The sequence below is a fragment of the Haloimpatiens lingqiaonensis genome, from assembly GCF_901447495.1.
Classification (GTDB): domain Bacteria; phylum Bacillota; class Clostridia; order Clostridiales; family Clostridiaceae; genus Haloimpatiens; species Haloimpatiens lingqiaonensis.
The window spans coordinates 1-22632 of record NZ_CABDWS010000019.1 but is presented as its reverse complement, the minus strand read 5'-3'; the positions used below and the strand labels follow the sequence as shown (position 1 = coordinate 22632).

Annotated in this window: 18 protein-coding genes and 1 riboswitch; of the genes, 11 read left to right on the top strand and 7 right to left on the bottom strand. The window is 29.8% G+C overall.

Annotated elements, in window-relative coordinates; genetic code table 11:
- The first annotated feature begins 247 nt into the window (after positions 1 to 247).
- From FGK85_RS05560 to FGK85_RS05545, 4 genes are all read left to right on the top strand, one after another.
- Positions 248 to 1171, top strand: coding sequence for a transposase (locus FGK85_RS05560; protein WP_138204537.1), 924 nt, complete (start codon positions 248 to 250; stop codon positions 1169 to 1171).
- Between the two features lie 474 nt (positions 1172 to 1645).
- A riboswitch (purine riboswitch) is annotated at positions 1646 to 1747 on the top strand.
- Between the two features lie 207 nt (positions 1748 to 1954).
- Positions 1955 to 3256: a nucleobase:cation symporter-2 family protein gene (locus tag FGK85_RS05555; RefSeq protein ID WP_138204535.1), complete on the top strand. Its 1302-nt coding sequence runs from the start codon at positions 1955 to 1957 to the stop codon at positions 3254 to 3256.
- A 367-nt stretch (positions 3257 to 3623) separates the two neighbouring features.
- The gene (locus FGK85_RS05550; RefSeq protein WP_138204533.1) at positions 3624 to 4199 is read left to right on the top strand and encodes a xanthine phosphoribosyltransferase; all 576 of its coding nucleotides are present in this window, start codon (positions 3624 to 3626) and stop codon (positions 4197 to 4199) included.
- A 794-nt stretch (positions 4200 to 4993) separates the two neighbouring features.
- Positions 4994 to 6496, top strand: a complete 1503-nt coding sequence (locus tag FGK85_RS05545) for a DUF1846 domain-containing protein (RefSeq protein WP_138204531.1) — start codon at positions 4994 to 4996, stop codon at positions 6494 to 6496.
- Positions 6497 to 7054: 558 nt separating this feature from the next.
- On the opposite strand, the gene FGK85_RS15720 is transcribed toward FGK85_RS05545, so the two are convergent.
- The 3 genes from FGK85_RS15720 to FGK85_RS05530 all read right to left on the bottom strand — a co-directional run bounded on the left by FGK85_RS15720 (position 7055) and on the right by FGK85_RS05530 (position 10732).
- Complete coding sequence (locus tag FGK85_RS15720) at positions 7055 to 9241, bottom strand: sensor histidine kinase (RefSeq protein WP_138204529.1); 2187 nt, start codon at positions 9239 to 9241, stop codon at positions 7055 to 7057.
- Complete coding sequence (locus FGK85_RS05535; RefSeq protein WP_138204565.1) at positions 9219 to 9911, bottom strand: response regulator transcription factor; 693 nt, start codon at positions 9909 to 9911, stop codon at positions 9219 to 9221. Before FGK85_RS05535 ends, FGK85_RS15720 begins: the two co-directional genes overlap by 23 nt.
- Positions 9912 to 10081: 170 nt before the next feature.
- On the bottom strand, positions 10082 to 10732 hold the full coding sequence (locus FGK85_RS05530) for a hypothetical protein (protein ID WP_138204528.1): 651 nt from the start codon (positions 10730 to 10732) through the stop codon (positions 10082 to 10084).
- 569 nt (positions 10733 to 11301) lie between these two features.
- Here FGK85_RS05530 and FGK85_RS05525 point away from each other — a divergent pair.
- Entirely contained in the window at positions 11302 to 11808 is a 507-nt protein-coding gene (locus tag FGK85_RS05525; protein ID WP_138204526.1) for a GNAT family N-acetyltransferase, read from the top strand.
- A gap of 443 nt (positions 11809 to 12251) precedes the next feature.
- On the opposite strand, the gene FGK85_RS15570 is transcribed toward FGK85_RS05525, so the two are convergent.
- Both FGK85_RS15570 and asnB read right to left on the bottom strand, forming a co-directional pair.
- Positions 12252 to 12743, bottom strand: a complete 492-nt coding sequence (locus FGK85_RS15570) for an asparagine synthase-related protein (protein ID WP_243122810.1) — start codon at positions 12741 to 12743, stop codon at positions 12252 to 12254.
- Positions 12744 to 12745: 2 nt separating this feature from the next.
- Positions 12746 to 13672: an asparagine synthase (glutamine-hydrolyzing) gene (gene asnB, locus FGK85_RS05520; RefSeq protein WP_243122809.1), complete on the bottom strand. Its 927-nt coding sequence runs from the start codon at positions 13670 to 13672 to the stop codon at positions 12746 to 12748.
- A 600-nt stretch (positions 13673 to 14272) separates the two neighbouring features.
- On the opposite strand from asnB, the gene FGK85_RS05515 reads away from it, so the two are divergent.
- The 4 genes from FGK85_RS05515 to FGK85_RS05500 all read left to right on the top strand — a co-directional run bounded on the left by FGK85_RS05515 (position 14273) and on the right by FGK85_RS05500 (position 19273).
- Positions 14273 to 16174: a DUF4396 domain-containing protein gene (locus FGK85_RS05515; protein ID WP_138204524.1), complete on the top strand. Its 1902-nt coding sequence runs from the start codon at positions 14273 to 14275 to the stop codon at positions 16172 to 16174.
- A 100-nt stretch (positions 16175 to 16274) separates the two neighbouring features.
- Positions 16275 to 17534, top strand: coding sequence for a cell wall-binding repeat-containing protein (locus tag FGK85_RS05510; RefSeq protein WP_138204522.1), 1260 nt, complete (start codon positions 16275 to 16277; stop codon positions 17532 to 17534).
- Positions 17535 to 17601: 67 nt separating this feature from the next.
- Positions 17602 to 18225, top strand: a complete 624-nt coding sequence (locus FGK85_RS05505; RefSeq protein WP_243122808.1) for a magnesium transporter — start codon at positions 17602 to 17604, stop codon at positions 18223 to 18225.
- 853 nt (positions 18226 to 19078) lie between these two features.
- Positions 19079 to 19273, top strand: a complete 195-nt coding sequence (locus FGK85_RS05500) for a glycine zipper domain-containing protein (RefSeq protein ID WP_138204520.1) — start codon at positions 19079 to 19081, stop codon at positions 19271 to 19273.
- Positions 19274 to 19528: 255 nt separating this feature from the next.
- On the opposite strand, the gene FGK85_RS05495 is transcribed toward FGK85_RS05500, so the two are convergent.
- Positions 19529 to 19696 carry a hypothetical protein gene (locus FGK85_RS05495; protein ID WP_171011336.1) on the bottom strand — a complete coding sequence of 56 codons (168 nt, stop codon included), beginning with the start codon at positions 19694 to 19696 and terminating at the stop codon, positions 19529 to 19531.
- Between the two features lie 567 nt (positions 19697 to 20263).
- Positions 20264 to 20542: a DUF1657 domain-containing protein gene (locus tag FGK85_RS05490; protein ID WP_138204516.1), complete on the bottom strand. Its 279-nt coding sequence runs from the start codon at positions 20540 to 20542 to the stop codon at positions 20264 to 20266.
- Positions 20543 to 20975: 433 nt separating this feature from the next.
- Between FGK85_RS05490 and FGK85_RS05485 the strand changes: the two genes are divergently transcribed.
- Positions 20976 to 21458 (top strand): hypothetical protein, encoded by a 483-nt coding sequence (locus FGK85_RS05485; protein ID WP_138204514.1) that lies wholly within the window; start codon positions 20976 to 20978, stop codon positions 21456 to 21458.
- Between the two features lie 379 nt (positions 21459 to 21837).
- On the top strand, positions 21838 to 22263 hold the full coding sequence (gene mscL / locus FGK85_RS05480) for a large conductance mechanosensitive channel protein MscL (protein ID WP_138204561.1): 426 nt from the start codon (positions 21838 to 21840) through the stop codon (positions 22261 to 22263).
- The last annotated feature ends 369 nt before the right edge of the window (positions 22264 to 22632 follow it).

Sequence of the window (22632 nt, the reverse complement as noted above, 5' to 3'; positions counted from 1 at the left end):
CATAAACGGTAGTACAAACTTTAGTATACAAAACTTTAGATTTTAATATACAAAATTATAGACACAAAATCATAGATATGAATATACAAAAGTAAATATGTAAAATATGAATATTAATCCTGGTTTATGTCTATAATTCAAACAAAAGTAATTTAATAAAAACAATTAAAGATTAATTGCAATAAAAATAATTGTGCAATAAAAAATAACTATCAAATAAAAAATAACTATGAAATGAGGAGATATTATGGCAAGAGGAGGAAGAATAAAGATAGATGGAGCTATATACCATGTGATGATAAGAAGTATTACAGAGGTTCCTCTATTTAAAAGAGATAAAGACAAGGATATGTATTTAAATGAAATGAAAAAAAGACAAGAAATGTATAAATTTAAGGTGTATGCATATTGTTTAATGACTAATCATGCTCATTTTATAATTTATCCTAATGGTGCAGATATATCAGAAATTATGCATGGTTTAAATTTTAAATATGCTATAACATTTAATAAAATTCATAAAAGACATGGGCATTTATTTCAAGATAGATTCAAGAGTAAAATAGTAGATACAGACAGATATTTAACAGTACTATCCGCTTACATTCATAATAATCCATTGAAAATAAAGGGCTATGAGTTTCAACCAGAAAAATATAAATATTCAAGTTTAAAAGTGTATTTAGGTCTTGAAAAGGATGAAACGGGAATTTTAGATGAAGATTATGTAATGAAATTTTTTGGTTCAGATGTACAAACGGCAAGAGAAAATTACATAAAGTTTGTATACATCTGTAATGATGAAAGATTAAAAGAGGAAATAGAATTTCAAAATGAGAAAACAGAATACAAAAGTGAGAAAACATTATTAATAAGAGATTTTGATCCAGATGAGATAATGGATTTTGTAGCAAAAGAAACTGGTGTAAAGAAAGTGATGTTATACATTAAAAATAATAGAAATACTAAGGTTGCTAGGGCACTAGCTGCACTTTTAATGAGATGTCTTTGCAATTTTAAATGTAATGATATATGCAAGATATTTGGAAATATAACTCAATCAAGAGTGTCAAAGCTTTGTTCTATTGGAGTGGAGCTTATAACAACTGATGATAAATATAGGAATATAATGGAGAAATTTATTTCGCAGCACCAGCCGCAGATAGCATGAACAATTTAAATTTCAAATTTAAAATGGCCAATCATCTAATATATGATTGAAATTTATGTTCTAAAGTTGAGTATTTAATTTATGAGTATTTAACTTATACTTATAACTTATACTTATAATTTATACTTATAATTTATACTTATATATTAAACATATAAAAACTAGCTAAATTTGTACAAGCTAGTTAAATTCATAAATAATTTATTTAGAAATAAAAATTGTAAGTTGATATTCAATAATGTACAAGCTCATGACATTCAATAATGTACAAATTTATACAAGTTTATATTAAGTTTAAGTATTAAGTTCAAGTATCTTAACAGATAGAAAAATAATAAGAAATTAACCGTCCCCCCATTCTTTCCTCTTTTCTAAATAAATAAGAATTAACCGTCCCCATTCTTTCTCCTCTTTTTCCCTAAATAAAAATTAACCGTCCCCATTCTCCTCGTAAAAGAAATATGTTATAATGTCCAGTATATCATACATAAAGCTCGTATATCATCGGTAATATGGACCGAAAGTTTCTACCTGCTAGCCGTAAATTAGCAGACTACGGGGTATTGTATTTTAAATAACTATAAATAGCTAGATGGATTTATATATGTTTATTTAAAATCAACACCTCATAAGTGAGGTGTTTTTTGTTTTAAGTAATTTTTTAAGTATTTTAAGCAGTATAGGCATCACATTATCATCCCCTACGAAGCTCCTTGTATGATAGAAAATATAATAGAAAGCATAATAAAAAATATTTCTAAACGAAGGGAGTAGCACAAGAATATGAAAAACAATGAAGCAGAAGTTCAGCTAAACTATGGAGTAGATGATAAACCTAAAATTCCAACACAGATTTTGCTAGGATTCCAGCACATATTTGCAGCTTTTGGAGGAATTATTGTAGTTCCAATAGTTATCTCGGGAGCTTTAGGATTGGATGCTAAAATATCCACTGCCTTAATTAGCGCTGCAATACTAATGGCTGGAGCAGCTACAGTTATTCAATCCAAGGGCATTGGTCCAGTGGGAGCGCGTGTTGCTTGTATCATGGGGACAGATTTTACCTTTGTGGCCCCAGCCATCGCTGTAGGCTCTCAATATGGATTAGCTGGTATTTTTGGTGGCACAATATTAGGAGCAATTATAGTTATTATATTAAGTTTTTTTATTAAACCTTTGATGAAATTATTTCCCCCAGTAGTAACAGGTACTGTGGTATGTTTAATTGGCCTGACTTTGCTGCCGGTGTCAATAGATTGGGCCGCTGGAGGAGTTGGAGCACCTAATTATGGAAGCTTGAAAAACATTTCTATAGCATTATTTATAATGACCGTTACACTACTTTTAAATCATTATGGAAAGGGATTATTAAGCAGTGCATCCATACTAATTGGCATGGTTTTAGGATATATTATTTGTATACCTATGGGTATGGTAGACTTTTCATCAGTAGCTTCAGCCAGCTGGATATCAATACCTAATATTTTTGCTTATGGAATCAACTTTAACATAAAATGCCTTCTTCCATTTATTCCAGCATATTTTGTAACCATTATTGGAACCGTAGGATGCCTTAAAGCTATACTGGAGGTTTCAGGTTTAGGAGAAGATGAAAAACGTGTTGGAGCTGGAGTTTTATCAGATGGAATAGGAAGCATGCTTGCAGGGTTCTTTGGAGGACTTCCTAACACATCTTTTAGTCAAAACATAGGATTAATTCCACTGACAAAAGTAGCTAGCAGACACGTAACTATTATGGCGGGAATACTTTTAATGCTTTTAGGATTATTTCCTAAATTTGCAGCACTTATTAACATAATGCCACAGCCAGTGCTTGGCGGTGTTGGAATTGTTATGTTTGGAACAGTAGCAGCTGCAGGAATTCAAACCTTAAGTAAAGTAAAAATAAACAATCGTAATTTATTAATAATTGCCACAGCCATTGGTTTAGGTTTGGGGGTTACCTTTAGACCAGAATTCATAGCTAAATTGCCAGAAGGTTTAAAGATGATTTTTTCTTCAGGAATTTCCACAGGAACTATAGTGGCACTTATATTGAATGTGCTACTTAAGGAAAGGGACTAGTTTATTTTACAGAAGTATATAAATATAGCAGTAGTTGAATGTTAAATATTAAATATTCAACTATTGCAGTTATAAAATCACAATTATCTTTTTGTTTAGTATTATAACAAAAGGGATATGAGTAATGAGCAATGTATAAATGAACAATACAAATGAGCAATGTATAAATGAACAATATAAATGAACAATGATAAATTAAGCCCAAAATTCCTTTGGTGATTTTAGGAAATTTGACAGTATCCATATACTAAATAGCCGCATAATTGTTTAATTATAATAAGATAAATTTACGTAAATAATATATTCAAAAAATTTTTGTGTGAATTTATATACCATATACCAAGTTTATATAGGAAGGTGAAATACAATGAAAATTTTACATAACAGAATTTTAAAAGAAGGACAGGCGCTAAACGAAAATGTATTAAAGGTTGACTCTTTTTTAAACCATCAAGTGGATCCAGAGTTAATGTTCCAAATGGGAACTTACTTTAAAAATTATTTTAAAGACAAGGGCATTACAAAAGTATTTACCATAGAAAGTTCGGGAATAGCACCAGCAGTTATGACTGCCATGCAGATGAATTTGCCTATGGTAACTCTAAAAAAACAATCCTCAAAGATTTTAAAAGGTGATGTATATCAAACCACCATTCATTCTTTTACTAAAGGAGTAGACTACGAACTAACCTTATCAAAAAAATATATAAATTCAGAAGATAAAATATTAATTATAGATGACTTTTTGGCTAATGGTGAAGCGGCTCAAGGTGCTGCAAGATTAGTTGAAGCGGCAGGTGCAAAGGTTTCTGGCATAGGCATTGTTATTGAAAAATCATTCCAGACAGGTCGCGAGAAATTAACAGAAAAAGGATATGATGTATATTCTTTAGCACGCATTGCCAAACTGGGAAAAGACTTAATAGAATTTGTTTCTGAATAGAATAAATAAAAAACAAACGGGGCTGTGGCACTAAGAATAAATACTACCATATATTGTTTTAGAATTAAATTTTCATAACAATATATGGTATCTAAATTCTTTAATGCACCAGCTCCTTTATTATGATAGTTCATGCTAAATGTCATCTATAATAAAATTTTAAAGATAAAGAAAATTTATATTTTAATTTTAAAGCTTAAATACTATTTACAATTTCAAAAAACTATGCGATAATAAAATGTCAAAGAAATTTACTCGAATTATTCTTTGTATTTTTATTAAATTTTATTATTAAATTTTATTAGAAATTCTATAGAAATTCTTCATTAAAATTCATTTATTCTCATTAATATACGTATCCTAATATGAAGGATACAATCCATGGATTATTCGGAAATACCGAAGTCTTATTAAGTGTCCCTATAAAGCATAGGAATATAGCTAATTGGCCAATTAAAAATATATTTAATCTTATTAAATAGTGCATACTAACAATGTATGGATAAAACTACAATAAGTTTAAATATATTTATTTTTATTGAAAAATTATATATAAAATATTATATATTGCAAAAAATATAAATATATGTAAAGTTATATATTGCAAAAAATATATGCAAAGTTATATATTGCAAAAAAATATATGTAAAGATATATATTGTAAAAGATATATATTGTAAAAGATATATATTGTAAAAGATATATGTAAAGTTATATATTGAAAAAAATATATGCAAAAAATATATTGAAAAATTATATAAAGTAAAAATATTTTTAGGATGGTGAAGCGTAAAATGAAGATAGGATTTGATCACAAAAAGTATTTAGAAGAGCAGTCAAAGTACATTTTGGAAAGAGTTAATAATTACGACAAATTGTACATAGAATTTGGAGGAAAGCTTTTATTTGACCTTCATGCAAAGAGGGTTTTACCTGGATTTGATGAAAATGCTAAAATAAAACTTCTTCATAAATTAAAAGAAAAAGTTGAGATAGTAATTTGTGTATATGCTGGTGATATAGAAAAGAACAAGATAAGAGGCGACTTTGGTATCACTTATGATATGGACGTTTTAAGACTAATTGACGACTTAAGAGCTTACGAATTAGCGGTAAATAGCGTTGTAATAACTAGATACGATGGACAGCCAGCTACCACTGTATTTATAAATAAATTAGAGCGTAGAGGAATAAAAGTATATAAACATAGAGCTACTAAAGGATATCCAACAGATGTAGATACAATAGTAAGTGATGAAGGATATGGAAAAAATCCATATATTGAAACTTCAAAACCTATAGTAGTAGTAACAGCACCAGGCCCAGGAAGCGGTAAATTAGCTACATGTTTAAGTCAGCTTTACCATGAATACAAAAGAGGAAAAGTTGCAGGGTATTCAAAATTTGAAACTTTCCCTGTTTGGAATGTGCCACTAAAACACCCATTAAACATTGCCTATGAAGCTGCAACAGCAGACCTTAAGGACGTAAACATGATAGATTCATTCCACTTCGATGCTTACAATGAAGTGGCAGTAAATTACAATAGAGATATTGAAACATTCCCTGTGCTTAAGAGAATTATAGAAAAGATAACAGGAAAAGAATCCATATACAAATCACCAACAGACATGGGTGTAAATAGAGTTGGTTTCGGAATTACAGATGATGAAGTGGTAAAAGAAGCTTCTAGACAAGAAATAATAAGAAGATACTTCAAAACTCAATGCGAATATAAAAAAGGATATACAGACAAAGAAACTTTACAAAGAGTTAAGCTTATTATGGATGAATTAAATTTAAAACAAGAGGATAGAAAAGTTGTAATGCCTGCAAGACAACGTTCTGCTGAATTAAAGGAAAAAGCATGCAAAAACGAAATCTGCCCAGCAGTGGCACTAGAACTTCACGATGGTACAATACTTACTGGAAAAGGCACTGATATAATGAATGGAACTGCAGCCGTAGTTTTAAATGCAGTTAAGTATTTAGCAAATATTTCTGATGAAATTCACCTTATTTCTCCAGTAATACTTGAACCTATAATAAATTTAAAATCTAAAACATTAGGAATCAAAAATCCTGTTTTAAGTTGCGAAGAAGTTCTAATAGCTCTTAGCATATGTGCAGCTACAAATCCAACTGCACAAGTAGCTATGGAAAAATTGCCTATGTTAAAGGGATGCCAGGCTCACTCTACTACAATCATAAGCCTTAACGATGAGCAAACCTTCGGCAGACTAAGCATAGATGTAACCTGCGACCCAGAATACCCTACAGAAAACCTTTATTACTAATACAGTGTAAAATTTCATTCACGGATATATGTTTTAGGAGTGTATATGAATAATAATATATATGGATAATAGTATATATGGATAATAGTATATATGGATAATAGTATATATGAATAATAATATATATGAATAATAATTGTATATGAATGTATAAGGATAAGAATATATGGATAATGGTATATGTTTATAAAAAATCCATGTTTACTCTATAATATAAAATTAAATAAATAATTGTAAATAAATAATTATAAATAAATAATTATAAATAAATAATTGTGGTAAAAATCCTATAAAAAGGCTATAACTGTTTCATTAAATGAAGTAGTTATAGCCTTTTTTTTAGCTCTTTAAAAATCTTTTATTGCCAATAGCCAGCAAAAATATAGAAATATCAAATATCAATTAATGTTGAAATTCCTATGGAATTTCTTAAATTTATATTTTCTTAAAACTCCTCACCAGTTTTATCTTTCCCACCTCATCTATCATCTATCACCTATCACCTAGAACCTAGAACCTAGCACCTAGCACCTAGTACCTAGCACCTATCCTTTTACCTTACTTCAACTCAATAATAGACTTAAAAAGATCACCATCAAAATCCACATACATTTTTCCACCATGCAGCTCAACTATACTCTTAGCTATAGCGAGGCCTAAGCCGTTGCCGTCAATATGTGAATTTCTAGATTCGTCACCACGAGTAAATCTCTCAAAAATTTCATTCCTGTCAAAGTTCAACGCAGCAGCAGATATATTCTTAAATATTATTCTAATTCCAGCAACCATACTAGAGTTATTTTCATTAACTATACTAGAATTATTTCTATTAACCATACTAGAATTATTTTCATTAACCATACTAGAATTAATTCCATTAACCATACTAGAATTATTTTCATTAACTATACTAGAGTTATTTCTAGTAACTATAGTAGAATTATTTTCTGAAGACATGCATTCATTATTAGTGATGCTGTTGTCACTTACAACATTTCTAGCATTTAGAGGACTATTATAATTTATAGTACCATAACCATCCAGAGGTTCAATATCCACATAAACTCTAGTGTTCTTTAGAGAATATTTTAAAACATTATTTATTATATTTTCGAAAACTCTGGACATTTTATTTCCATCCAAAGGCATCTCAATACTATCCCTAAAAGGTCTAATAATAAAATTCAAATTTTTGTCATTATAAATTTCTGTATCTGAGTATTCTGCAATAGACTGATTTAAAAGCTCTATAACATCCACATTTTCCTTATTCAAATCCACCTTGCCACTATTTATTTTGGATATTTGAAACAAATCATCTATAAGCTTTTTAAGCTTCAAACCCTTTCTATAGAGAATCTTTAAATATTCTTCTCTTTCCTCCTGGGAAATATCCTCCCTAAGCAGTATATCCGTATAATTTATTATAGAAGTAAGAGGAGTTTTCAAATCGTGGGATACATTAGCCACTAGCTGGCTTTTTAGTTTCTCGTTCTTTATTTGATCCTCAATGGACACCTTAAATCCTCTATTAATTTTATTTATATTTTCCGCAAGAGAAACCAAAGACTTATCTCCTTTTTCAGGAATAACATGATTCAAATCACCGCTAGTTATCTTATCTGCGCCCTTTATTATAGCATCTAAATACTTCAAAGCTTTAATTATTTTAGGGAATATAAATACTAAATATACAAATGCCCAAGGAATGAAGACAACAAATAGAATTCCAAAGGAAAAAAGGCTAATAAACGCCACAAATATGGTTAACAAAGTTAGGAATACATAGCTTATAACTTTAAAAATAAAGCTTTTGTTTTGAAATTTGTTGTCTATGGATATAAAAAACTTCCATATAAAGTTATTTTTTAATCCATTAAGAATTCGCTTCCTTCCTAAATGATAAAGGGAAAGTAAAATTACAAAAATACCAATGCCGTATAGAACTATGAATACCTTATATATAGTTATTTCTCTATTCCTATTTGCAATATCTTGTGTCAAAGAATTCTTATAAGACATAAAATTATCATTTGCTTGGTTAAATAAATCTTCTATAACAAAATTATCTTCCCTAGAATACACATAGTTTTGCGGAAACCAATAGGCTTCTACAAAATTTTCAGGATTGTGTATAATAGTTGAATTATCATAGTTTCCAGCAGGTGCTGAAGATGAATCATAGGACAAATTGTACCACTTACCTTTACTAGAAACATAAGTGTAAAATTGGCCATCCTCCTGAGAAAATGCCTTAATATTTTTTGAAATAAAATCCATATTATCAATGTCGTTGGTAATGAATGTAAGCTTGCTTTTATCAATTATTATAAACTTAACCAACCTGCTAAAATCTTTATTATCACTAGTAAGCTTAAAATTTTTGCTAAACTTATTAAGTTCCTCTTGAGATTTTTCAGACAATATGCTGAGTTTATTAGTATTCTTGTAAATAGATAAATTGCTAGGTCTTGCACAAAGTGATATCCATGAATTAAAATCTATCCAACTAGTGTCAGATTTGTTATTTTGGAAATTATTCATAATATCAAGTTTTGAATTTGTTTCTGTTAATGTATGTTGTGCATTATATATATATTGTTTTTTTGAATGAATAGAAGATATAGCTGAATTTATCAAAATAAAAAAAACAAAAATAGCTATAAACAACAAAAACACAAATCTTTCTAATAAATTCCATAATTTGTGATTGCCTAAGAGCTTATTTTTCAATTTTATATCCAACGCCCCACACCACCTTTACATATCTAGGTTCCTTAGGATTAATTTCGATTTTCTTTCTAAGCCTCCTTATGTGAACTGATACAGTATTTTCTGTTTTAAAAGAAGGTTCATTCCAAACCCTTTCATAAATTTCATTAGAAGGGAACACTCTTCCACGATTTTCTGCTAAAAGCAGAAGTATATCGTATTCTATAGGGGTAAGCTTTACGGGGCTTCCGTCCACAGAAACCTCATGTCTAGCTTTATTTATAACCAGCCCATCTATAACTATTTGATCACTAGAGCTTTTAGGAAAATTCCCAAAGTTTATATATCTTCTAAGCTGAGATTTCACCCTAGCCACTAATTCCAGTGGATTAAAAGGCTTAGTTATATAGTCGTCAGCACCTATATTTAGTCCTAATATTTTATCCGTATCTTCACTTTTAGCCGATAACATTATAATAGGAATATCTCTTTTTTCTCTTATCTTCATACAAGTCCTTATGCCATCTAAATTTGGCATCATTATATCCAAAAGAATTAAGTGTACTTCATTGCACTCCAAAGCGTCCAAGGCCTCCAAGCCATCCCCAGCCTTTATTATTTTTATATTTTCAATACTTCTCAAATAAATCTCAATAGCATCCCTAATTTCCTTTTCATCATCTACCACAAGCACGTTATGAATTGTATTCACCTATAATCCCCCCAAAATATATAGTTCTAATTAATAAGTAACAGTTGACGATTGATAATTGATAATTGACAATTGACAATTTATATATGAAGGATAAAGCCTTTTAAGAAACTCTTACTTCTTACTTATTAACTTTTAGTTTTACCTACTACCTCTTACTCTTATCTTTTATACATAAAAAAGCTAAAGGGCTCCTTAGAACTTTTGCCTATCTTATCAACTTTGGCTATATTCCTCAAATGATATATTTTGCCTTGGTAATCCTTGGCTTGATTGTCACAAATGTAGGCATAATCATAGCTGCCTTCCTTTTGCCATCCCATAAATATATAAGTATGAGATGGAATACCTTTTTTATTCAAAGACTCATCTGTAGTAAAACAAATATCCCCTGGCTTTAATTTTTTATAATCTCTTTCAATTTTCCAACCATCTGCTTTCATTATATCTAAAAGCCTATTGGTATTACAAACTTTAACATCTATTTTTTCTCCATTCATCCTTAAAACTTCTGATAAAAATAGCACGCAAGTATTTTCAGAATAGCCTCCATTAAGATATATAGCACTTACATATGCTTTTTTTCTATTTTGTTCATCACTCATTGACTTATATATTTTTTCTCCTAAATGGTAGTTATAATTTTTATTGTAATTCATCAAATTACGAGAAAAAATGATCAAAGGCACAACTACAAGCAGGGTAAGGAATATCAATCTATATTTAACTTTTCGAACTTTACGTTTTCTTCTTTTGTAGTTTTTGTGATTTTTATCTTTACAAATTGAATTATTAGAACTTAAACCTTCCATAAAAAAACCTCCTCAATACCATTTCTTTAATAAATAATACATAGGGATTATAAGTTAGCTATTCAAATAAAATTTAGAATAGCACCTTTATGTTATTAAGTTAATAATAAAGGAAACATATTACAAAATGCATACCATAAAAATGAAGATTTTCTTACGAAATTATAAAGTTCATATTGGGTTTTAATATACTTTTTTTTCAATTAATTTGGATTAAATGGAGTATGGGTAGATTAAGCAGTAAAGGGGAGGGAAAGTCAAGTTTCTGATGGCATTTTCCAGTAAACATAATTAGAGTCAAATTCCAGCCGTTGACAGTTCAATAGGGCATTTGATATAAATGATTGAGGAATGCACAAATCATTTACACAAATGATTTATAATTACATAAATGTAAATGGCTTATAATTAAGTAAATACATGTAGTCAATGAAATATACAAATATTAAATTTATATATAGAGAGGGTTTATTATTTTGTGGAGGAGGTGAACTGTTGTATTAATTCTACCAAAATATAATAGAAGTTAATATAAATGCACATGTAGATTTTATACAACAGGGAGTAAAATGGTTAGTAAGGTTCAATTGCGTCAAGAAGTATTCAAATCAGATGCTTGTATGATAGCAGATTGGCTAAAGGATAATGAAGTTACACAGTATTTAAATGAAAGACAAAATGTCAGCAGGAGCATTGAACAAGTAATATACAGAGTTAACATGCCAATTTTAACTCACTTATTCAATCAAGATGGAAGTTTCTTTGTTGTAACCACCAAGGAAAAAGAGCCAGTTGGTTTTTTAAGACTTGTGCCTAAAAGCTCCGGCGCCGAGATGGTGATAGTGATTGGAGACAAAGATAAATGGGGAAAAGGCCTGGGAACCAATGCAATTTTTGAAGGCTTAAAACATGCTTTTTTTAACTGGAGAGTAGATGAAGTGGTAGCTAAGATTCATTGTAAAAACAAGCGCTCTCAAAGAGCATTTAAAAGACTAGGTTTTACAGAAGACAAGGAGCTAGCCAAAGAAATTCAATACTCCATATCCATGAATGAATTTTTACAACTAGCATCATAGAAACTTTTCAGTGGGTCAAAATTAGTGTGCTAGAGGGCTAGTGGGCTAGAGGGCCAAAATTAGTGTGCTAGTGTGCTAGAGGGCTAGTGGGCTAGTGAAGGATAATTTTTCTTCATTGCATTACGAAAAATTTTAGAATGTAAAAAGAATAAATAACATAATTTCACGTTGTGAAATTATGTTATTTATCCTTTTGGACTTAAATTAAATCTTTTATTTGCGATAGCTGGACTAAATATCAAATATCAAATATCAAATATCAAATATCAGATATCAATTAATGTGGAGTTTCTTTATTTTATTCAGAAAATCTTTAAGTTATAAAAAAAGAAAAGGTTGGTAAGCCCGCAGACCGTTAGGTAGCAAAATAACTACACTTTTACTTACACCATAAAACCTTAATAAATAATTTCCAATTTTATTTATATTTTTTCTTCTTACTTTTAAATAGCCTTAGCCTGTAATTTATTTTCCTCAACAAAAACTTTATGCCATAAAATAAATGTAATTATCGTCCATAGCTTTCTGCTATAGTCTATGTGTCCTGTTCTATGAACTTCCAGCATCTTTAATGTATTTTCTTTATTTATATATTCATCGGCCATGCTATTTTTAATAGTAGATTCAGCCCAAGAGTACAATTCATTTTTTAGCCACGTATTTATATCCACATACTGCATTTTTGTAATGTCATCGTATTTTGTGGCAGCATCATAAAGGGGTTTTGTTACCAAAGTATAACTTAAAGATTTATTGTAATTTTTAAGAAAATCCATTTTTTCATAATCCTTAAATATCTTAGCATTTCCCACATATCTTTCTTCTAGAGAACAGCATCCCCTTTCTATAAAACTTTTGCCCTTAACTCCATCTGGAAAAACATGAGCAATATGTTTTAAAGCATGTTTAAGGGAAGATGGTATATATGAAAACATTTTTAGGGATTGCGGTTCATGATATATGCCATATCCACTTCGCTGTATCCATTTCTATCAAAGCCTATAGTGAAAGTTTTAATATTAGGATTAAATTTTTTAGCTAGTAGGGCGATTATAGTAGAGTCTATACCGCCAGACAAGAAACAACCTACAGGCACATCACTTCTCATATGAATCTTAACTGAATTCTCCAAGGCATTTTTAATTTCACAAATCTTTTCGTTTCCGTTTTTAATCATAGGATTAAACTTAGGATGCCAGTACTTTTCAATAGAAATATTTTCATTTAGATTTTTTTCTAAAATAGAGCCTGCTTCTAAAAGCTTTATGTTTTTAAGCATAGTATTAGGTTCAGGAACAAATTGAAATGTTAAATAATTATGTAATGATTCCTGAGAAATTTCATTGGAGTACCCATTAGGTATGCATGTAAAGCTCTTTAACTCTGACGCAAAATAAAAACTTTGGTCATTTCCCATATAATAAAAAGGTTTAATGCCAAAAGGATCTCTAGCACATAGGAGTTTTTTATTAACTTCATCCCAGATGGCAAAAGCAAACATGCCCCTAAGGTCTTTTACAAAGGACTTACCCTTATTCTTATATAGGGCTAATATGACCTCTGCCTCAGTATCTGTACAAAATTCTATACCTTCATTCATAAGACTTTCCCTTAGTTCAATATAATTATAAATTTCTCCATTAAAAATAATGTGATATTTATTATCATCATATGAAAATGGCTGTTTACCAGCATCTAAGGATAGTATGCTAAGCCTTCTAAAACCCAACAAAATATTATCACTCGCATGTATACCTTCGTCATCAGGTCCCCTATGTTGTATCAAAGAGCTCATTTTTTTTAAAGTTTCAATATGTACTGGATTGACTTTTTTATCAGTAAAATAACCTACAAAGCCGCACAAAATTTTTTCCCTCGCTTTCTTTTGATTATTGACATAAAATTCATATTTTCAAAAACTCCTAAGGAGTTTTGTTCTTTTTACATTTTTATTTTATAATTGCGAAAGTTCAATACAGAATATATACTTGCATTTAGATTAATTTAGCACGTAGGATAAACTTGTTTTTACAAATAATGAAATTTACTTTTAGTCTCCTAATTATATTCTATAAATGTTTCAATTTAAGGCCCAATTGTATCTAGATTGTAACTTTTAACATATATGTGTTGTAATAGAATTTAAATGGGTGATATTAGATGGAAAACAAAAAAATTCTTAAAGAACTCCATAATAGAGACAGTTTTTGGCGTAGGTTACAAGATAGTAGACTAATTATTAAGATATGCAAATTTAAAAATCAAAAACTCTTATTTGGAATTATAAATCGATGAATAAATTAAAATAATATAAATGTATGAATTGAATTTTTAAAAAATATATATGTATGCATAAAAGGTGTGATAAAATATCCCACCTTTTATGCATTTTTTGGGGAGAAAAACAAATACTAATATATGATAGAAAACCTAAAAGTGCAATATGATGATTGGAGAGATATACATGAAAAAAGTATCTGTATATGTAGCTATGCTTCTATGTTTTATATTAGTTTTTGGACAGATGAGAATTTTAAAAAACGCTATTATACCAGAAAAAATAAATATAGAAAATGAAAGAATTCATCTAAACACGGGAAATACCATAAGAGTTATGGGAAAATCTCAAGAGGATATGGGCATAAAGATTTCAGATATTTTGTTTCCAGTGGGGGATTATAAAAGCAAACCCAATGGACTCATAATAATCAAATCACAACAGTGGCAGCATATTTTAAGTCTGATGCCACTGGTGAAGCAGTACAACAGCCCTATTATACAAATAGATGATAAAAACAAAGATACTGTCCTAAATTATGCAAAAAATATATTCCCAAAAGGAATAATGTCTTTGGAAAATTCACAGATACTTCTTTTAGGTTCAAATATAGATGGACTAAAGAAAGATTTTGAAAATATAGGTCTTAGCACAAAAGCCATAAACTACGAAAACACAGAAGAACTCTTAGAAAAAGTATACCAAATGCAAAACTTTCAAAGTGCATATAAAGAGGACAAAGAAAAATATGCATTTATAATTTCTGACAAAGAGCCTTTAATGGCAATTCCAGTGGCACCCTGGATAGTCAAAAATGGAGGCTTAATACTATATTTAAACCAAGACAATAAGCTTTATAACTCATCCAAAAATGTAATAAATAATATAAAACCCAAAAAGGTATACATACTTGGCAAAAAAAATAATGCAGGGGAGAAATTCATAGAAGACTTAGAAAACTTGAACATTCCTGTTAAGGTTATTTCTGCACGCAATCACGAAAGCTTTTCCATTAACTTTTCAAGATTTTATGATGAAGAAGAGGGCGTTGGATGGAATATAAACAGGAGCAGAAGTGACAATGACCAGAGTTTTATACTTTGTTCTAAGGAGAAACCTATTATGGCTTTAATGGGCAGCCAACTTTCACTTAAAGGGAAGGCAGGGCCTATTTTATGGACTGATAAAAATAAATTATCCACTTTAACAGAAAACTATCTTTGGAGAAATAAACCTAATTACTGGGTAACACCTGCAGAGGGTCCTTTTAACAACTTATGGATAATAGGTGATGAAGATATAATAGATTTTTCTGTTCAAGCCAGAGGAGACTACTCACAAGAAATAGAGCCCTATAAAACACTAGGGACTGAGGGAGTAAGTGGAATAGATGTACTTTCCATAATATTTAGCCTAATTTCTTTATTAGGAGCCCTTTGGACTGGATTGCATGCGTTTTATAGAATGAAAGGGCTAAATTCTATTACAAAAATAATGTGGGTACTGGTAGTACTTATTTTAGGGCCTGTGGGTTTATGGCTTTACATAATATGCTACATAAATTCCCCATGGATGAAAATGAATGAAAATGTGGTTTGGCTAAGGCCACTATGGAAGCAAAGTGCTGTTGCTACAGTAATGAGCGTAGCCTTTGGGGCATCTAGCATAATAGTTACTCACTATATATCTAATTACATAGGGTATCCACTGATAAGTTTTTACGGAAGATATGGCTCTTTTTTATTAGGAAATCCTATGATTTTAAACATGATAATAAGCTATATAGTTGCCTTTTTATTAAACTGGTTCCTATTCATGCCTACCATCATAGCTAAAATGAAAGGCATAGTATACAAAGAAGCAGTGAAAGAAAGTTTACCTCTTACAATTATTTGTATAACTGCAGTTTCATTAGGCATGTACCTAAGTATCTGGTGGCTTCAAAGAGTATATTCACCAGTAATTTTAAGAGAAGACAATATAGCTTGGTTTGGGTTTATGCAGCTTTCAGCCTTTGTGGGATTTTTAATTTCCTATATACCAAATTGGATACTTGTTAGAAGTGGCAGAAAGATAGGCATAATGTAGAATATATAAGTTAAGGAATTGAAATAATATGAAAAGATTTTACGGTAAGCAAGGGCGTGGAGAATAATAACAATATAAACAGGGAAGGGCGTGAGGTGTTATGACTAATGAAATTTTAAGAAAAATATATAGAAGTCTATTAGTAGGTGCAATAATTATTTTAGCCATGCTCATATATATACTGTTTTTTCATAAACCCTACTATGGTAAAAATAGAGTAACTTTAAACAAAAATACTTTAGAACAAAAATCCCCTAGTAATAAAATCGGGAATAAGAATTTTACAGAGCAAAAGATCACCAGCAACACCGTTAGAATACAGGGTGAAAATATGTATAAAACTACAGTGGCCATAACTCAAGTAGCTTATCCAAGTAATTTTGCACATAATAGACCCAATGCAGTTATATTAGTAAGAGAGGATAAAATAGAGGATGCAATTTTAGCTGGCAGAATATCACATGAACCCATAAATGCTCCCATTCTTTATATTAAAAAAGATTATATACCAGAAGAAACTTTAAAGGAAATAGAAAGACTTAAGCCTAGGGGAGTATTTTTAGATGGAAATATTAAAATCATCCTTATAGGTGACGTGGATGTGGGTGTATTAAAAAAATTAAATGACCAAAAGCTTAAGTATAGACATATAAATGGAGAAAACACCTTTTCTCTAAGTTTAAATATAGATAACTATTTAGCAGCAATTCAAGGAGATCATAAGGATGCAGTAATAATAGCCCCAATAGAAGAGCCTGAATATGCCCTGCCACAATTAGCCTGGAATGCTCATGCGGGAGATGGATTCTTTTTCATAGAAAAAGATAAGATCCCCATGGAAGTAGAAAAGGCCTTAAACAATAGACATGGTAATGCATACATATACATATTAGCAAGAGAAGGACTTATCTCAAAAGCTACAGAAGATCAGCTATCACGATATGGACACGTGCAAAGAATTCCAATGGGTGAAGATGCATACAGTATGGCAGTGGGATTTGCAAGATATAAAGATGTAGGTAAAAATTTTTCCTGGTGGCTGGGCACAAGGCCTAGAGATTTTGGTTGGGGGATTTCAAAGCCAGGACATAGTTTCACATTTGTAAATCCAAAACAGTGGCAAATAGCAGTTACCTCATCTATTTTATCCCATAAGGGTAAGCATGGACCAATGCTTTTAGTGGAAGAAAATAAAATACCCGATGCAGTAAAAAATTATCTCCAAACTTTAAAACCTAGCTATAATTCATCCCAAGAACATTTATACAACTATGGGTGGATAATAGGCAGTGAAGATTCCATAAGTAATTTTCTTCAAGCTAAAATAGATGAATTGTTGGATACAAGAGAATATAAATGATTTTCCTAGAACCACCACTTCAGTGTGAGCAAGTGGTGGGGGAATTCACCAAAAAAGGAAGTGTAGTATGTCTAGAGAAGATGAAAAGGAAAGAGAACAAATACTAGCAAAGGAAAAAAGAATGAAAGAATTAGATAGAAAAGTTAATGAAAAGGTAATGCAAGAAGAAACCCAAAACGCATTGCATGAAAATATGAAAAGTAAATTAGAAAACATGCCTAGATACACCTACAGAGTTACAAAGATATTCTCAAAAAAGGAAGATCTGCAGGGAGCTATTGATGATTTCAATAACAATGGCATTTACAACTTAAACAGTAAACAGCTTACAGATAACTATGTAGAAGAAGTATGGGGTACCTGTATTTTATTAAAAAGAGAAATAAATACTACATTAAAATTCGGATTATGTGGAGCTATATTAGGTGCAATTATAGGACTATTTCAAGGAAACTCAGTAATCCCCATGCCAATTTTAAATCCTGTTTCTGCTGGAGGAACAGTGGTATCTACAATTTTGCTTTCAGCTATATTTTTTATAATTGTATCTATGAGTACAGCTATAATAATGTTATTTAAACCTATATATGAAGTCTCCAAGGGATACTATATGTTAACCATATACGCTGACAGAGAAGATAAGAAAACTATAGACTCAATTATAGGAAAATACATAACCTTTGAAATATAGAAAAATTGTGACGGAAGTGGCATAGGAAAAATCTGATTTTAATTCCGTGATAAATGTGAAATTTTGGACTTGAACAATACGCCAAGAACTTCTAATATTTGTCCATTTAAAGCCCCTAAAGTTTTCAAACTCACTCGTGCCTCGCTCAAGCAATGAAAACTTCTTAACGGTGCTTTAAATGGACAAATAAAGAAGTTCTAAGGCTAGTTCAATAGTCCTAAATTTCACATTTATCACTCCATTAAAATCAGATTTTTCAGGTCATGCGTATATGGTCACGGGGAGAGGACAGCCTACTAAAGGATGTTTCAGTGTGCTAGTTGGCTAGTGTGCTAGAGGGCCAAAATTAGTGGACTAGTTGGCTAGTGGGCTAGTAAAAGATAGCTAACATAATTTTACGTTTTGAAATTGTGTTAGCTATTTTTAGGACTTAACTTAAATCTTTTATTGGCGGTAGCCAGGCTAGATATATAAATAATAAATATCAAATAATAAATATCAAATAATAAATATCAAATAAGGGGCTCATAATATTTTTTAGGCGGAGCCTTTCGAAAAGTTATAGTATACTTGTTAAAATAAAGCAGTAACTACAATTCAATTTATTTTGCCGAAAGGCAATTGTTTGTATAAATCTTAGTTTTGTGTATAAGTAAGAGGTAAAAAAGTAAGAAGTAAAAAGTAAGAAGTAAGATTTAAGGATAAAACTCAAAGAGTTTTTTATAATTAATTTGTGAAAAGTAAATTCTAAAAGTATGATATAATTGAAAAATAAGTTAATTCATAATAGTAAGATATTGTGATGTAGAGAGTACACGCGATTCAATAAATAGTAATTTGAAAGAGGTGTGATATGAAAAAAGATGCAAACAAGTATTTAACAATAGGTATATCACTTGGATTATGTTTTGGTGCTGGTATAGGAATTATTATTAGTATTATCATAGATGGGGATAATTCTATATTTTCTATACCTTTAGGAGCAGGAGTAGGAATGCTTATTGGCATCGTCATTGGTTCTATTTTGGATAGTAATAACAAAATATAAAGTGGTTTACAAATTCCAATTTAGAGATGAAAAGGCAAATTGATTTTGAAATTTTCTCAATCACAAATTCCAATTTATATTATTGAGATTAAAATTTTTAAATAGAAAAAATTATATAGGTTTATTTTTTATAAAAATTTGATATAATATAAATAAGAAAAGCTTAGTGCGCTAACACTAAGCAATCCTTAGAACATTTATTTTGTTTTAGGGCTATTGGTTGAATTAAATAAAGATTTAATTGAGAGTGAAGCACTAATCTTCGTGGGATGGGTGCTTTTTCTCTTTGCCGTTAAGTTCTATGTGAATACCAAGAAATTTAATCTTGATAAGTAACCTAGATATAAAAAGACAATGTTTTAAAACTAATCTAATAATATAGATAGCAGTAAAACTTTTTATAATCAACTCTAGCATATCCAATACCACCCCCTAACTATAAGTGAAATAATTCACCAATAGCCTAGGAGGATAAAATGTTCAAAACCTCCGTAGCCATCCTACTACGGATTTTCTATACTGTACTTTAGAATTATACCATAATTATGTAGGATTTATACAGAAGAATAAAATGGAAAAACCTCACTTGAAGGTGATACGCAGAACCGCATCATAAATAAATGATGTTTATAGCCTTAGGCATTGATATAAACAGATCTCTAACCTTCAGATGGAGTTTTTATTCATCTGAAGGTTAGAGATCGTTCTCCAGGGACGTAGCTACCGTTATCTCCCACTTTAACTGATATTTGATATTTAATATTTCTATATTTTCGCTGGCTATCGCCAATAAAAGATTTTTTAAGCTCTCAAAAAGAAAAGATATAACCACTTCATTTAATGAATCAGTTATACCTTTTCCCACTATACCATTTATTTAATTAAAGATTTTCCGTAACGTAGTGGAGGAAAATCCTCCTTTCCTAGTACCTAGCACCCAGCACCTAGTACCTAATCTTTTCACTCTTACTTCTTACTCCTCAATTTATTCTATTGTTGTTGTTGTTGTTGAGATTGCATTTGTTGCTGCGCTTGTATTTGTTGTTCAATTTGTTTTTGTTGCTCTTGAGGTTGATATTGAGGTTCTTCACTCATGATATAGTTAACTCTACTTTGAAGCATACCTTCGCACATCTTTAAATTTTCAGCTACTTGATTAAATAACTTCTTTGCTTGAGGATCATCTGTATCCATAGAGAAAGTCTTACAACTAGATTCTGATGCTTTAATCATTTCCAATGTTTGACCTAATTTATTAACAACAGTCATTTTACAAACCACCTTTCAAATAAAATTAAAATTACCTTTCCATAGTATTATTTGAATCAGTAAAAGATAATATTCTTTAAGGTTAGTGAATTCCACTGGCTTATATTCAATTAAATAGAAATAATGAATTAAATAGAAATAATCTATAGATGAAATATTGTTTATAAATAATCCATATTGGAAATAAAGGTATTGGGATAATAGAATAGAGGTAAGAAGAGAAAATTGACAATTGACAATTGACAATTAAGTGAGAAGTAAAAAGTAATAAAGTAAAAAGTAATAAAGTAATAAAGTAAAAAGTAATAAAGTAAAAAGTAATAAAGTAATAGGTAATAAGTAATAAAGTATAAGTAAGAGGCAGTGAAATATAATTAGTAGAGGTTTTTACAAAAGAAAAGATATTTAAAAATGTAGAAGGAGTTGTAGTGTTATGGATAATGATACTTTAAAGGCCTTAAAAGCAGAAGAAAGGGAAAGAATAATGAGGGAAGAACTAGGCGATGAAAAGTGTAAAATACTTGATAAATACAACCTTCACCCAAATGAGAGACTTTACTGGGTAAGATTACAGGAAAAATATCCGGACCAAGAATATTTCAGTCACAAATTTGCAAAGAAAAGCTCCCCACTAGGGATGATTTTTCACATATATAGATTATGCTTTGCTAAAACAAAATACTTTGAAAACAACTGGCAGGACTTTGTGCCATGCGTATATAATTACAAAAGAGGTTTTGTGGAAACACCAATATATAATATGGAATTTATAAAACAAAAAAGCACAGGTATAGTTATTGATTTAAGAGAACTTGCCAAAATAAAATGGATTAAAGATTTTAAGGATATATGCGCTTATCTAGAGGAAAAGCAGAAGGAAGCTGAAGAACACTACGCTTCGCACAAAATAGTCTAGCAAGATAGTCCAAGAAAATAGTATAAGAAGATAGTCTAAGAAAATAAGAAAATGAGAAAATAAGAAAATGAGAAAATAAGAAAATGAGAAAATAAGAAAATAGTATAAGAAAATAGTAAAGTATGAATATGTAAAAAAAATTGCTTTTATAATTCAGCCCGTAAAACTTTGTACACTTGTGGTGGAGGTTTTACGGGCTTTACGTTATTTAATATTGAAAATAAATTTTAGTATATCTTAAATTACTATCATCTTTTTATCATTTCTTATTTACAAAAGCAATTATAATAACTATAATTAAATAATAATAACTATATATAAAATTTTATTTTTGCATGGAAGGAGGGGAGAGCCAACTTAATTAAAGTTGGCTAATAGTATGTTAAAAGAATTTAAAAAGTTTGCTTTAAAAGGCAATGTAGTAGATTTAGCAGTAGGTGTAATCATAGGTGGAGCATTTGGTAAAATAGTTTCATCCTTAGTGAATGACATAATAATGCCTATAATAGGTAATTTGGTGGGCAAAGTTGATTTTTCTAATTTATACATAAATTTAAGTGGTAAAGAATTTAATTCCTTAGCAGAAGCTAAAAAGGCAGGAGTTGCCACTATAAACTATGGACTATTCCTAAATAATGTAATAGATTTTCTAATAATAGCGTTTTCCATATTCATAGTTATTCGTCAATTTGATAGATTTAAGAAAAAGGAAACACCAGTAGTAACTACAAAAAAATGTCCATTCTGCTGTACTGAAATAGATATAGAAGCTACAAGGTGTCAAAATTGTACATCTGAACTATAAAATCTCTGCTGATTATTTCTGCGGCGGTTTACATTACTAAAAAAATTTGAAGATTGCTAGTGAAATTATTCATTGGCAATCTTTATTTTTTTATAGTAGATCTAAACAGTAAGTCTAAACATTATATCTAAACATTTTATTTAAAGTAAATTCAAACATTATATCTAAACATTTTATTTAAAGTAAATTCAAATATTATAGCTAAACATTTTTATTTAAAATAAGTCTAAACATAAATCTAAGCGGTAAAAATATATATGACTAAAAATTAAAAGTATTTCTGTAAAAATATCTTAAAGTGTGGCAAGTAAAGCTCCATTGCCTAAATGTGATGATTAGTTATGTGGTAATTAGTGATAGTGTTTGTAT

Coding starts and splice junctions, on each gene's coding strand:
- FGK85_RS05560 (WP_138204537.1), top strand. CDS start 248: ATGGCAAGAGGAGGAAGAATAAAGATAGATGGAGCTATATACCATGTG.
- FGK85_RS05555 (WP_138204535.1), top strand. CDS start 1,955: ATGAAAAACAATGAAGCAGAAGTTCAGCTAAACTATGGAGTAGATGAT.
- FGK85_RS05550 (WP_138204533.1), top strand. CDS start 3,624: ATGAAAATTTTACATAACAGAATTTTAAAAGAAGGACAGGCGCTAAAC.
- FGK85_RS05545 (WP_138204531.1), top strand. CDS start 4,994: ATGAAGATAGGATTTGATCACAAAAAGTATTTAGAAGAGCAGTCAAAG.
- FGK85_RS05530 (WP_138204528.1), bottom strand. CDS start 10,732: ATGGAAGGTTTAAGTTCTAATAATTCAATTTGTAAAGATAAAAATCAC.
- FGK85_RS05525 (WP_138204526.1), top strand. CDS start 11,302: ATGGTTAGTAAGGTTCAATTGCGTCAAGAAGTATTCAAATCAGATGCT.
- FGK85_RS15570 (WP_243122810.1), bottom strand. CDS start 12,743: ATGTTTTCATATATACCATCTTCCCTTAAACATGCTTTAAAACATATT.
- FGK85_RS05515 (WP_138204524.1), top strand. CDS start 14,273: ATGAAAAAAGTATCTGTATATGTAGCTATGCTTCTATGTTTTATATTA.
- FGK85_RS05510 (WP_138204522.1), top strand. CDS start 16,275: ATGACTAATGAAATTTTAAGAAAAATATATAGAAGTCTATTAGTAGGT.
- FGK85_RS05505 (WP_243122808.1), top strand. CDS start 17,602: ATGTCTAGAGAAGATGAAAAGGAAAGAGAACAAATACTAGCAAAGGAA.
- FGK85_RS05500 (WP_138204520.1), top strand. CDS start 19,079: ATGAAAAAAGATGCAAACAAGTATTTAACAATAGGTATATCACTTGGA.
- FGK85_RS05490 (WP_138204516.1), bottom strand. CDS start 20,542: ATGACTGTTGTTAATAAATTAGGTCAAACATTGGAAATGATTAAAGCA.
- FGK85_RS05485 (WP_138204514.1), top strand. CDS start 20,976: ATGGATAATGATACTTTAAAGGCCTTAAAAGCAGAAGAAAGGGAAAGA.
- mscL (WP_138204561.1), top strand. CDS start 21,838: ATGTTAAAAGAATTTAAAAAGTTTGCTTTAAAAGGCAATGTAGTAGAT.